Genomic DNA, 12,533 nt, shown 5'->3' on the forward strand with positions numbered 1-12,533 from the left:
AGCCTTAAAAAGACTTGATGACATTTCACTGTTTGTTATTCTTCTAATTGAACGTTTAATCCTAAACCTTTCAGTTCATGCATTAATACGTTAAATGATTCTGGTAAACCAGGTTCTGGCATTTCTTCACCTTTAACAATACTTTCGTATGTTTTGGCTCTACCTAACACATCATCAGATTTTACTGTTAAGATTTCTCTTAAGATACTAGATGCACCATATGCTTCTAATGCCCAAACTTCCATCTCTCCAAAACGCTGACCTCCAAATTGAGCTTTACCTCCTAATGGTTGTTGTGTAATTAATGAATACGGACCAATAGAACGCGCGTGCATTTTATCTTCAATCATGTGTCCTAACTTAATCATATAAATGATACCAACTGTTGCTGGTTGATCGAAACGTTTTCCTGTTCCACCATCATATAAATAAGTATGACCGAATCTTGGTACACCAGCTTCATCTGTAATTCCGTTAATTTGGTCTAAAGATGCTCCATCAAAAATTGGTGTTGCATATTTAGTTCCTAATTTTTGGCCTGCCCAACCAAGAACAGTTTCATAAATCTGACCGATGTTCATACGAGATGGTACACCTAATGGATTTAACACAATATCTACTGGAGTTCCGTCTTCTAAGAAAGGCATGTCTTCTGCTCTAACAATACGAGCAACAATACCTTTATTTCCGTGACGTCCTGCCATTTTATCACCTACTTTCAGTTTACGTTTTTTAGCAATATAAACTTTAGCTAGTTTTAAAATTCCGGCTGGTAATTCATCTCCTACAGAAATGGTAAACTTCTCACGACGTAAATTTCCTTGTAAGTCGTTTACTTTAATTTTATAGTTATGAACTAATTCACCAACAGATTTGTTTAAATCTTTATCGGTTGTCCAAGATCCTTGTGTTAAATGCGTATAATCTTCTACAGAATTTAACATTTTTAAGGTAAATTTCTTTCCTTTTGGAAGTACTTCTTCACCTAAATCGTTAAATACACCTTGAGAAGTTTTTCCGCTAATTAATGCAAAAAGTTTTTCAACTAATTGATCTTTTAAAACCTCAAACTTAGTAACAAAAGAAGATTCTAAAGCTATAATTGCTTCTTTATCTCTTGCTCTTTTTGTTTTATCTTTTACGGCTCTTCTGAATAATTTTTTATCTATTACTACACCTCTTAATGATGGAGAGGCTTTTAATGATGCATCTTTTACATCGCCTGCTTTATCACCAAAAATTGCACGTAATAATTTTTCTTCTGGAGTTGGATCTGATTCTCCTTTTGGAGTAATTTTCCCGATTAAAATATCACCAGGATTTACTTCTGCTCCAATACGAATCATTCCATGTTCATCAAGATCTTTTGTTGCCTCTTCAGAAACATTAGGAATATCATTAGTTAACTCTTCAGTACCTAATTTTGTATCTCTAACATCTAAAGAATATTCATCAATATGAATTGATGTAAAAATATCTTCACGAACTACTTTTTCAGAAATTACAATTGCATCCTCAAAGTTATACCCTTTCCAAGGCATAAAGGCTACTTTCATATTTCTTCCTAAAGCTAATTCTCCTTTTTGTGTTGCATAACCTTCACAAAGAACTTGTCCTTCTATTACTCTATCTCCTTTTTTTACAATCGGTTTTAAGTTAATACAAGTACCTTGATTGGTTTTTCTAAACTTAATTAAGTCGTAAGATATTTCATCAGAGTCAAAACTTACCATTCTTTCTTCTTCAGTTCTATCGTACTTAATTGTAATTTTATTTGCATCTACATACTCTACTACTCCTGCACCTTCAGCATTAATTAAGATACGAGAATCTTTTGCAACTCTACGTTCTAAACCTGTACCTACAATTGGAGATTCAGGTCTTAATAATGGTACTGCTTGACGCATCATATTCGATCCCATCAGAGCTCTATTCGCATCATCATGCTCCAAGAAAGGAATTAAAGATGCAGATATAGAAGCAATTTGATTTGGAGCAACGTCCATATAATCTACTTCCATTGGAGTAACAACAGGGAAATCACCACCTTCACGTGAAATAACTCTATCGCCAACAAAATTTCCTTTTGCATCAACCTCTATGTTAGATTGTGCAAATTTCATTCCTTCTTCTTCTTCTGCGCTTAAATAAATGTGCTCTTGCTTAACATCTACATTTCCATCAACAACTTTTCTATATGGAGTTTCAATAAATCCTAAGTTGTTTACTTTTGCAAATACAGATAATGATGAAATCAGTCCAATATTTGGGCCTTCAGGAGTTTCAATCGGACAAAGTCTACCGTAATGTGTATAGTGAACATCACGCACCTCAAATCCTGCTCTTTCTCTAGATAAACCTCCAGGCCCTAAAGCCGATAAACGACGTTTATGTGTAATCTCTGCTAATGGATTTGTTTGATCCATAAATTGAGATAACTGGTTGGTACCAAAAAATGAGTTAATTACAGATGATAATGTTTTTGCATTAATCAAATCAATAGGAGTAAATACTTCATTGTCACGTACATTCATTCTCTCACGAATTGTACGAGCCATACGAGCTAAACCTACACCAAACTGACCCGCTAATTGCTCTCCAACAGTTCTAACACGACGGTTAGATAAGTGATCAATATCATCTACTTCTGCTTTAGAATTGATTAATTCAATTAAGTATTTAATGATGGTAATAATATCATTTTTTGTCAATACTTTTTGATCAATCGGTTCATCTAAACCTAATTTTGTATTCATTCTAAAACGACCAACTTCACCTAAATTGTAACGTTGTTCAGAAAAGAATAGTTTATCAATAATACCTCTTGCTGTTTCCTCATCTGGCGGTTCAGCATTACGTAATTGTCTATAAATGTGTTCAACAGCCTCTTTTTCTGAGTTTGTTGGATCTTTTTGAAGCGTATTATGAATAATAGCATAATTGCCCATTTGATGATCTTCTTTGTGTAATAAAACAGTTTTTACACCAGATTCTATAATCTCATCGATATGATCTTTCTCTATAATAGTATCTCTATCAAAGATAATTTCATTTCTTTCAATTGATACTACTTCTCCAGTATCTTCATCAACGAAATCTTCGTGCCAAGTTTTTAAAACTCTAGCCGCTAATTTACGTCCAAGAACTTTTTTTAATCCAGCTTTAGAAACTTTAACTTCTTCTGCCAAGTCAAAAATTTCTAGAATATCTTTATCTCTTTCGAAACCGATTGCTCTAAATAATGTTGTTACTGGTAATTTTTTCTTTCTATCAATATAAGCATACATTACTTGATTGATATCTGTTGCAAATTCTATCCAAGATCCTTTAAAAGGAATTACTCTTGCAGAGTATAACTTGGTTCCGTTTGCGTGGAATGATTGTCCGAAGAATACACCTGGAGATCTGTGTAATTGAGAAACTACAACTCTTTCTGCTCCATTAATTACGAACGTACCAGAATTTGTCATATAAGGAATTGTTCCTAAATAAACATCTTGTACAATTGTTTCGAAATCTTCGTGCTCTGGATCTGTACAGTATAATTTTAAACGTGCCTTAAGAGGAACACTATGTGTTAAACCTCTTTCTATACATTCTTGAATGCTATATCTTGGAGGATCTACAAAGTAGTCTAAAAATTCTAACACAAAATTATTACGTGTATCTGTAATTGGAAAATTATCCATGAAAGTTTTATACAAACCTTCTTCACCACGCTCTTCAGCTTTTGTTTGTAATTGGAAAAAATCTTGGAATGATTTTACTTGAATATCCAAAAAATCTGGATAATCAGTTCCCAATTTTGCTGACGCGAAGTTTATTCTTTCAGTAGTGTTTTTCGTTGTCAAAAGAGAAATTTTTTTAATTAAAATCGATATTAAAATGTAAAACGAATATATACACAAAATGGTTTAGGTCTAAGAACACTTGTTCTACAGACCTAAACCTAAGTTTGTTTAAGCTATTAAAGCTTATTTAAGCTCAACCTCAGCTCCTGCTTCTTCTAAAGATGCTTTAAGCCCTTCAGCTTCATCTTTAGAGATACCTTCTTTGATTGGTGCTGGTGCACTATCAACGATACCTTTAGCTTCTTTTAATCCTAATCCAGTTAATTCTTTAACTAATTTTACAACTGCTAGTTTAGAACCACCTGCTGCTGTTAAGATTACATCGAATTCAGTTTGCTCATCAGCTCCTGCGTCAGCACCACCTGCTGCTGGTCCTGCTACTACAGCTGCTGCTGCAGGCTCAATACCATATTCGTCTTTTAAAATAGTAGCTAAATCATTAACTTCTTTTACTGTTAAGTTAACTAATTGCTCTGCGAAATCTTTTAAATCTGCCATTTTAATTGTTTTTTAAAAATTTTATTTATTATAGTTTATTAGTGCGCGTACTTATTTTTCTGATAATGTTGTAAGAATACCAGAAAGTTTTTGACCACTCGACTGCAATGCTGAAATAACATTTTTAGCTGGTGATTGTAATAAGGTAATAATTTCTCCAATAAGTTCTTCTTTAGACTTAATGTTAACTAGAGTTTCTAATTGGTCATCACCAACATAAATAGACTCTTCAACAAAAGCACCTTTTAATAGAGGCTTGTCTGATTTTTTTCTGAACTCTTTAATTACTTTTGCTGGTGCATTAGATGCTTCAGCAATCATAATAGAAGTATTTCCTTTTAATACATTTGGTAACTCTCCGAAATCTTTATCAGATGCTTCCATTGCTTTTGAAAGCAAAGTGTTTTTAACAACTGCTAGTTTTACGTTTGCTTTAAAACATGCTCTTCTTAAATTAGAAGTAGCTAAAGCATTTAAACCTGAAATATCTGCTAAATAGATAATATTAGAATCTGCTAGCTTAGCTGTTAAATCTTGGATTACTTGTGATTTTTCTTCTCTTGTCATAATTTCTAAGATTAAACTGCTTTTACTTCAACTGCAACACTAGGGCTCATTGTACTAGACATGAATACACTTTTAATGTATGTTCCTTTTGCTGTAGTAGGTTTCAATTTTACAATTGTTTGTATTAATTCATTTGCATTATCTGCAATTTTATCAGCGTCGAATGATGTTTTACCAATTGCTGCATGTACAATTCCAGTTTTATCAACTTTAAAGTCAATTTTACCAGCTTTTACATCTGCAACAGCTTTAGCAACATCCATTGTTACTGTACCAGTCTTTGGATTAGGCATTAAACCTCTTGGCCCTAAAACACGACCTAAAGGACCTAATTTCCCCATAACACTTGGCATCGTAATAATTACATCAACATCTGTCCATCCTCCTTTAATTTTTTGAAGGTACTCGTCTAATCCAACATAATCTGCACCAGCTTCTGTAGCTTCGGCTTCTTTATCTGGAGTAACTAATGCTAAAACTTTTACATCTTTACCAGTTCCGTGAGGTAGTGTAACAACACCACGAACCATTTGATTTGCTTTACGAGGATCAACTCCTAAACGTATTGCTAAATCAACAGACGCATCAAATTTTACATTTGTTATTTCTTTTATTAAAGCAGATGCCTCACTTACAGAGTAAGATTTTGTACTATCTAACTTTGCATTAGCTTCTTTTTGCTTTTTTGTTAATTTTGCCATTTTGAATAACCGTTATTAAATTTAAGCTGGAGCGTTTCCTGTTACTGTTAATCCCATAGAACGAGCTGTACCTGCAATCATTTTCATTGCCGACTCTATTGTAAATGCATTTAAATCTACCATTTTGTCTTCTGCAATAACTTTAATTTGATCCCAAGAAACTTTTGCTACTTTCTTACGGTTAGGCTCTCCAGAACCTTTTTTAATTTTTGCTGCTTCTAGTAATTGTACTGCAGCTGGTGGAGTTTTAACTACAAAGTCAAAAGATTTGTCTTTATACACAGTAATTGCTACTGGTAAAACTTTCCCTTGCTTATCTTGAGTTCTTGCATTAAATTGCTTACAGAACTCCATGATGTTAACTCCGGCAGCACCTAAAGCAGGTCCAACTGGTGGTGAAGGATTTGCTGATCCTCCGCGCACTTGTAATTTAACAACCTTACTTACTTCTTTTGCCATTTTTTAAACTTTAGTTTCAGATTTTTGAACCGTGGAAGCGATTAAAAATCAATTTCTATTTTTGTAACAATTATGAAATTTTATCTACTTGCATATAGCTTAATTCTAATGGAGTTTTACGTCCAAAGATTTTAACCATTACTTCTAGTTTTCTTTTCTCTTCATTTATTTTCTCTACAGTACCATCAAATCCATTAAATGGTCCATCAACAACTTTTACTGTTTCTCCGATTACATAAGGAATAGAAACATTATCGTCTTGAACTGAAAGTTCATCAACTTTACCTAACATTCTATTCACTTCTGACTTTCTTAATGGCACAGGGGAACCTCCTTTTGTTTCACCTAAAAACCCAATAACACCTGTTACAGATTTAATTACGTGAGGAACTTCTCCAGCTAAATTAGCTTCTACCATTATATAACCTGGAAAATAAACTCTTTCTTTATGAATTTTTTTTCCATCTCTAATTTGTATAACTTTTTCTTTCGGCACTAAAACTTGATCAACATAATCAGACAAGCCTAGCCTTGCAATTTCAGTTTCGATATAAGCTTTTACCTTATTCTCTTGACCACCAATTGCTCTAACTACGTACCACTTTTTAACTGAATCAGCCATAATTAATTATTAAACATGGTAAAAAAGTTATCTAAACCTAATTGAAAAACATAATCAACAGCAAAAACTGCAATTGCAAAAATTATTGTAAAAACAGCTACAACAACAGTTGATTTTTGCGCTTCTTCTCTAGGTAACCAAGTAACATGGTTATTTAATTCTTCAAACGATTCTTTGATATATTTTATCATATTATTAGTTATTTGCACGGGCGGAGAGACTCGAACTCCCGACACCTGGTTTTGGAGACCAGTGCTCTACCAACTGAGCTACGCCCGTAAACACAAGGTGCTAACCCAAAATATATTGAGAAGCACCTTGAAATTTTATTAAATGAACTCTAATTAAAGAATTTCAGTCACCTGACCAGCTCCAACAGTTCTACCTCCTTCACGGATTGCAAAACGTAAACCAACGTTCATTGCAATTGTAGAGTGTAACTCAACAGTAATTGTTAAGTTGTCACCTGGCATAACCATTTCTACTCCAGTTGGCAAAGTAATTGTTCCTGTAACATCCGTAGTTCTTACATAGAATTGTGGACGATAGTTGTTATGGAATGGAGTATGACGTCCACCTTCTTCTTTCTTAAGGATATAAACCTCAGCTTTAAATTTATCGTGTGGAGTTACAGAACCTGGTTTACAGATTACCATTCCTCTTTTTATTTGATCTTTATCAATACCTCTTAATAAGATCCCTGCATTATCTCCAGCCTCACCTCTATCTAAGATTTGACGGAACATTTCAATACCAGTAATAGTAGAAGTTAATTTTCCAGCTCCCATACCGATAATTTCAACAGGATCTCCTGTGTTTGCAATACCAGTTTCGATACGACCTGTAGCTACAGTTCCACGACCAGTAATTGAAAATACATCTTCAATTGGCATTAAGAAATCTTTATCCACTTCTCTTAATGGCTCTTCAATCCAGCTATCACAAGCTTCCATTAATTCTAAAACAGAATCAACCCATTTTTGTTCACCATTCAATGCTCCTAATGCAGACCCAGCTACAACAGGTCCATTATCTCCATCATATTCATAGAAAGAAAGTAAGTCTCTAATCTCCATGTCTACTAACTCTAATAACTCCTCATCATCAACCATATCTACTTTATTCATAAATACAACAATTCTAGGAATCCCTACCTGACGACCTAATAAGATATGCTCTCTTGTTTGAGGCATTGGTCCATCAGTTGCAGCTACTACTAAAATAGCTCCATCCATTTGTGCAGCACCAGTTACCATGTTCTTTACGTAATCCGCGTGACCAGGACAGTCAACGTGAGCGTAGTGACGATTAGCTGTTTGATACTCTACGTGAGATGTATTAATTGTAATTCCTCTTTCTTTTTCTTCTGGAGCGTTATCAATTTGATCAAATGATTTTGCTTCTGAAAAACCTGCATCAGCTAGTACTTTTGTAATAGCAGCAGTTAAAGTTGTTTTACCGTGATCTACGTGTCCAATAGTACCAATGTTTAAGTGTGGTTTTGAACGATCAAAAGTTCCTTTTGCCATGATTATTAATTTTTAATTCTTAGTTAAATATATTTAGTGTTTATTTTATTCTATTTTATTTGAGCCAGCGACGGGAGTTGAACCCGTGACCTCATCCCTACCAAGGATGCGCTCTACCAACTGAGCTACACCGGCTTAAAAATTAGAGCGAAAGACCGGGTTCGAACCGGCGACATTCAGCTTGGAAGGCTGACGCTCTACCAACTGAGCTACTTTCGCATTCTATTTTTAACCTTTGTTTTTCAATTGAAAAACTATCTGTGGTGAGAGCAGGATTCGAACCTGCGAAGACGTAGTCAGCGGATTTACAGTCCGCCCTCGTTGGCCACTTGAGTATCTCACCATTGTTTCAATGAACTTTCTTGCTTTTTTTGAGCCGATGAAGGGACTCGAACCCCCGACCTGCTGATTACAAATCAGCTGCTCTAGCCAGCTGAGCTACATCGGCATATTGCATAAAAAAACAATCCGCTATTTCTAACGGACTGCAAATGTATAAAGTTTTTTTTATTTCTAAAACTTTTTTTACCTATTTTTTTAATTTTTAAATTGACATTGAACCTCTTAATTTTTCTTTTGACTTTTTAAGTTGTCTTTTTAACGAATCTATACCTGTACTTATTCCTTCTTCAAAAGATTTTGCTTCTTTTTTCACAATTAACTCACTACCCGGAATATTAATTTTAAGCTCAGAAATCTTATTTTCCTTATCACTTGTATTTTGAACCTTTAAAAAGACTTCTGCATCGATAATTTTATCATGAAACTTCGTCAAACCTTTCACTTTGTCTTCTGCAAATTTTATCAAACTTGTATCTGCATTGAAATTAACTGACTGGATAAATACTTTCATATAATTTTACTTTTTATGGCTTCTAGGGTGAGCCTGGTTGTACACTTGTTTTATTTTCTCTAGACTATTATTTGTATAAACTTGAGTTGAAGCTAAGCTTGAATGCCCTAACAATTCTTTAACTGAGTTTAAATCTGCTCCTTGATTTAGCAAATGAGTTGCAAATGAATGTCTTAAAATATGCGGACTCTTTTTTACTTTCGTAGAAACAATACTAAAGTAATTATTTATAACTCTATAAACAAGTGTTTCGTATATTTTATTTCCTTTCTGCGTTATAAACAGAAAATCTGTGTTGGTTGCAATTTCTTTTCTAAAAATTAGATATTCTTCGATGGTTTTTAATACTGATGGAATTAAAGGAATTAATCTTTCTTTATTTCTCTTTCCTAATACTTTTATTGTTTTTGACTGAAAATTTATCGATGATAAATATAAACGTATCAACTCTGCTCTTCTCATTCCGGTAGAATAAAAAAGCTCTACAATTAATTTATTTCTTAGTGATATAAAATCAGTTTCGGCTTCTAAACCATCAATAACCTCATTGATCTCTTTTGACGTAAACGGAACTTGAACCTTTTTTGCAACTTTAAGTGATTTGTGTTTTGCTAATGGACTTGAAGTAATTTGCTCAGTTTTTTGCAAAAATTTATAAAACGATTTTAAAGAACTTACTTTTCTATTTATTGAATTATTAGAGATTCCTTCATCAACCAATTTTACAATCCAAGATCTAATCTGGCTGTAATTAACATCTGTAAGGTTTTCAGTTTCATATTCTTCTTTGCAAAACTCATAAAAAGAACTGATATCATTTTTGTAAGCCGTAACCGTATGTACTGAATATTTTCTCTCTAAAATTAAATACTCTAAAAAAGAAGTGATCATTTTTATATTCTTGATTTTTTCAAATTTACACATATATAAAGTAGCAAAAGTATAAAACAAAAAAAATCCTGTTGAATCAACAGGATTTTTATATTGTAAAAACAGGTTATTACTAACCTACTTCTTCTTGAGTTCTTAATCTTTGAACATAAGATGCTTTGATGTTTTGAGCTCTCTTAGCAACAGAAGGTTTTGTAAAATGTTTTCTGTTACGCAAGTTCTTCATTGTCTTCGTACGATCAAATTTTCTTTTGAAACGTTTTAAAGCTCTATCGATATTCTCTCCTTCTTTAACTGGTATAATTAACATATATTGGCACCTCCTTTCATTTGTTCTATCTATTTGTTTTTTTAATGGACTGCAAAAGTACAAAGGTTTTTTTAATAGACAACAAAAAAAGATTGCTTATTTATTGAGCAGCAAAAGTTTTTTAATTATCGATTATAATAAGCTATCTAATTGTCTAACAATCTAGAAATCTAATTAAGTTGCTGGTTTATAATCTTTCTTGTCGATAATCATCTTAGCAATTATCTCTTTTAAGATTTCTGAAGTTCCACCACCGATTGGGCCCAATCTACTATCGCGTAGCAAGCGCGCCATCGGGTAATCTTCCATATAACCATAACCACCCAACATTTGTAAAGCATCATTAATTACAGCATCTGCCATTTTGGTTGACAACATTTTTGCCATACTTGCTTCTTTTACAACATAAGTTCCGTCGTTTAATCTTTTTGCAATTGAATAGTTAAACTCTTTACACATTTCTACTTCACTCGCCATTTCTGCTATTTTATGACGTAGTGCCTGAAACTTATCCAACGTTTTTCCAAAAGCCTGACGCTCACTCATATATTGAATTGCATATTCTACCGCATATTCTGCTCTAGCATGTGCGTTAATTGCCATTACCAAACGCTCTAACGCAAAATGCTGCATGATATAAGGAAAGCCCTTCCCTTCTTCTCCCATTAAATTTTCTGATGGAATAACAACATTATCAAAAGCAATTTCTGCTGTATCTGAAGCTCTCCAACCCAACTTATCTAATTTGGTTGATGAAATTCCTGGTGTATCTCTATCCATAATAAAAATACTCATTCCTTTGTGTTTGTCTTCCGGATTTGTTTTTGCTGCAACCACTAAATAATCTGAATAAATTCCGTTTGTAATAAAAGTTTTAGAGCCATTAATTACATACGAATCTCCTTTTTTAATAGCAGTTGTTCTCATTCCTGCAACGTCACTTCCTCCGAAAGGTTCTGAAATACACAAACATCCAATTTTATCACCATCAATACTTGGTGTTAGATATTCACTTTTAATTCTTTCATCTCCTTCTTTTGTAACGTGTGTCATCGCTAAATATGCGTGCGCCCACATTGCCGCTGCAAATCCGCCTGAATTAATTTTTTGTAATTCTTCTAAGAAAATAACGGTGTAAAAAATATCTAAATCCAATCCTCCATATTCTTCTGGAGAGTTTAATCCGAAATACCCCATTTCGCCAAATTTTTTCCAAATAAAGCGTTCTATTGTTCCAGATTTCTCCCATTTATCTATATGCGGAGTTACTTCTTTTTGTAAAAAATCACGAAAACTTTTTCTAAAAACCTCGTGTTCTTCTGTAAAGTACATGTTATTCATAGTACTGTTTGCTATTTTAGTTGTTTGTTTATTTAGCTTCCAAATATAGAATTATTCTATCATATTTATCTAAAGGAAAACCTTCAATATTTTTTAACTCTTCAATAGATTGTAATTCAGCAACTTCATCTCTAAACTCAAAGATTTTTTTGCACAATTCATAATCTATATAAGGATTAGAAAGCACCTGTTTAAATGTGGCAGTATTTACATTTATTTTGTTGATGATTGGCTCATCAATAACTTTAAAAACATTCAAAATTCTTTGTACAGTTGAAATATCTAGTTTCCAAACTTCTTTTAATTGATTCTCATCAGAAAAGCCACTAAGTCTTTCTCTATATTTAACTATTCGTTGAGCAACGTATTTATCGACTCCATTTATAGTTTGAAAATCTTTAGCAGTAGCAAAATTTAAATCTGTTGTAGTTCGTTTTGATTTAGAGTCTTTTAATTTTAGTGTCGAACTCTTTACATTTTTTTGTTGATTTTGTTTTACAATCCATTCTGGAAATTTGAAGTAAGGAGAAATTTCGTCTAATAAGCTATCAGAAACTTGTGTGATTTTTTGAAACTGACTAACTGAATTAATAAACTTATTAGTTTTTCTAAATGCAAGTAATCTATCAATTTCTTTAATAGACATTCCTAATTGAGCGCCTTTATAATCTGTAATGTAATTGGGGTTAAAAGGATAGATTTTTGGTTTCCTATTTTCTATCTCATTCTTTTTTAAAGAATCAATTTTTGCATTTAAAGCAATTGATTCTTTTATATTAAAATCTTTATTATTACTAGAAAAATTAACCAATGAGATTGCTATTTGTAGAATAACAATTATCAATAATAAAAAGAAAACCCCATTTCTTTGGCTTTTGTTATACCAGAAATGGGGTCTTTTTTTAAACATT

General features: G+C 32.9%; 13 protein-coding genes and 5 tRNA genes. All 18 read right to left on the reverse strand.

Annotated elements, in window-relative coordinates; all coding sequences use genetic code 11:
- Window positions 1–35 precede the first annotated feature (35 nt).
- The 18 genes from rpoB to ABDX67_RS04835 all read right to left on the reverse strand — a co-directional run bounded on the left by rpoB (window position 36) and on the right by ABDX67_RS04835 (window position 12,532).
- Window positions 36–3,851, reverse strand: coding sequence for a DNA-directed RNA polymerase subunit beta (rpoB, locus tag ABDX67_RS04750; protein ID WP_347173826.1), 3,816 nt, complete (start codon window positions 3,849–3,851; stop codon window positions 36–38).
- Between the two features lie 123 nt (window positions 3,852–3,974).
- Window positions 3,975–4,349: a 50S ribosomal protein L7/L12 gene (rplL, locus tag ABDX67_RS04755; RefSeq protein WP_347173827.1), complete on the reverse strand. Its 375-nt coding sequence runs from the start codon at window positions 4,347–4,349 to the stop codon at window positions 3,975–3,977.
- A gap of 51 nt (window positions 4,350–4,400) precedes the next feature.
- Window positions 4,401–4,916 (reverse strand): 50S ribosomal protein L10, encoded by a 516-nt coding sequence (rplJ, locus tag ABDX67_RS04760; RefSeq protein WP_347173828.1) that lies wholly within the window; start codon window positions 4,914–4,916, stop codon window positions 4,401–4,403.
- Between the two features lie 11 nt (window positions 4,917–4,927).
- Window positions 4,928–5,617 carry a 50S ribosomal protein L1 gene (gene rplA, locus ABDX67_RS04765; RefSeq protein WP_347173829.1) on the reverse strand — a complete coding sequence of 230 codons (690 nt, stop codon included), beginning with the start codon at window positions 5,615–5,617 and terminating at the stop codon, window positions 4,928–4,930.
- Window positions 5,618–5,638: 21 nt separating this feature from the next.
- Complete coding sequence (rplK, locus tag ABDX67_RS04770; protein WP_347173830.1) at window positions 5,639–6,076, reverse strand: 50S ribosomal protein L11; 438 nt, start codon at window positions 6,074–6,076, stop codon at window positions 5,639–5,641.
- 70 nt (window positions 6,077–6,146) lie between these two features.
- Window positions 6,147–6,698, reverse strand: coding sequence for a transcription termination/antitermination protein NusG (gene nusG, locus ABDX67_RS04775; protein ID WP_347173831.1), 552 nt, complete (start codon window positions 6,696–6,698; stop codon window positions 6,147–6,149).
- A 2-nt stretch (window positions 6,699–6,700) separates the two neighbouring features.
- A complete protein-coding gene (gene secE / locus ABDX67_RS04780) occupies window positions 6,701–6,889 on the reverse strand; it encodes a preprotein translocase subunit SecE (RefSeq protein ID WP_347173832.1) in 189 nt (62 codons plus the stop codon).
- A 15-nt stretch (window positions 6,890–6,904) separates the two neighbouring features.
- Window positions 6,905–6,977: transfer RNA gene (locus ABDX67_RS04785), tRNA-Trp, on the reverse strand.
- A gap of 65 nt (window positions 6,978–7,042) precedes the next feature.
- Window positions 7,043–8,227, reverse strand: coding sequence for an elongation factor Tu (tuf, locus tag ABDX67_RS04790; protein ID WP_347173833.1), 1,185 nt, complete (start codon window positions 8,225–8,227; stop codon window positions 7,043–7,045).
- 62 nt (window positions 8,228–8,289) lie between these two features.
- Window positions 8,290–8,362, reverse strand: a tRNA-Thr gene (locus tag ABDX67_RS04795).
- Between the two features lie 11 nt (window positions 8,363–8,373).
- Window positions 8,374–8,446 (reverse strand) — tRNA-Gly (locus ABDX67_RS04800).
- 42 nt (window positions 8,447–8,488) lie between these two features.
- Window positions 8,489–8,570, reverse strand: a tRNA-Tyr gene (locus tag ABDX67_RS04805).
- 31 nt (window positions 8,571–8,601) lie between these two features.
- Window positions 8,602–8,675, reverse strand: a tRNA-Thr gene (locus tag ABDX67_RS04810).
- Window positions 8,676–8,771: 96 nt separating this feature from the next.
- Window positions 8,772–9,080 (reverse strand): ribosome hibernation-promoting factor, HPF/YfiA family, encoded by a 309-nt coding sequence (gene hpf / locus ABDX67_RS04815; protein WP_347173834.1) that lies wholly within the window; start codon window positions 9,078–9,080, stop codon window positions 8,772–8,774.
- A gap of 6 nt (window positions 9,081–9,086) precedes the next feature.
- Window positions 9,087–9,971 (reverse strand): tyrosine-type recombinase/integrase, encoded by an 885-nt coding sequence (locus tag ABDX67_RS04820; RefSeq protein ID WP_347173835.1) that lies wholly within the window; start codon window positions 9,969–9,971, stop codon window positions 9,087–9,089.
- A 112-nt stretch (window positions 9,972–10,083) separates the two neighbouring features.
- Complete coding sequence (rpsU, locus tag ABDX67_RS04825) at window positions 10,084–10,281, reverse strand: 30S ribosomal protein S21 (protein ID WP_347173836.1); 198 nt, start codon at window positions 10,279–10,281, stop codon at window positions 10,084–10,086.
- Between the two features lie 174 nt (window positions 10,282–10,455).
- Entirely contained in the window at window positions 10,456–11,622 is a 1,167-nt protein-coding gene (locus ABDX67_RS04830; protein ID WP_347173837.1) for an acyl-CoA dehydrogenase family protein, read from the reverse strand.
- Between the two features lie 28 nt (window positions 11,623–11,650).
- A complete protein-coding gene (locus tag ABDX67_RS04835; protein WP_347173838.1) occupies window positions 11,651–12,532 on the reverse strand; it encodes a ComEA family DNA-binding protein in 882 nt (293 codons plus the stop codon).
- Between the last annotated feature and the right edge of the window lies 1 nt (window position 12,533).

The organism is Polaribacter uvawellassae (assembly GCF_039748955.1).
Classification (GTDB): Bacteria; Bacteroidota; Bacteroidia; order Flavobacteriales; family Flavobacteriaceae; genus Polaribacter; species Polaribacter uvawellassae.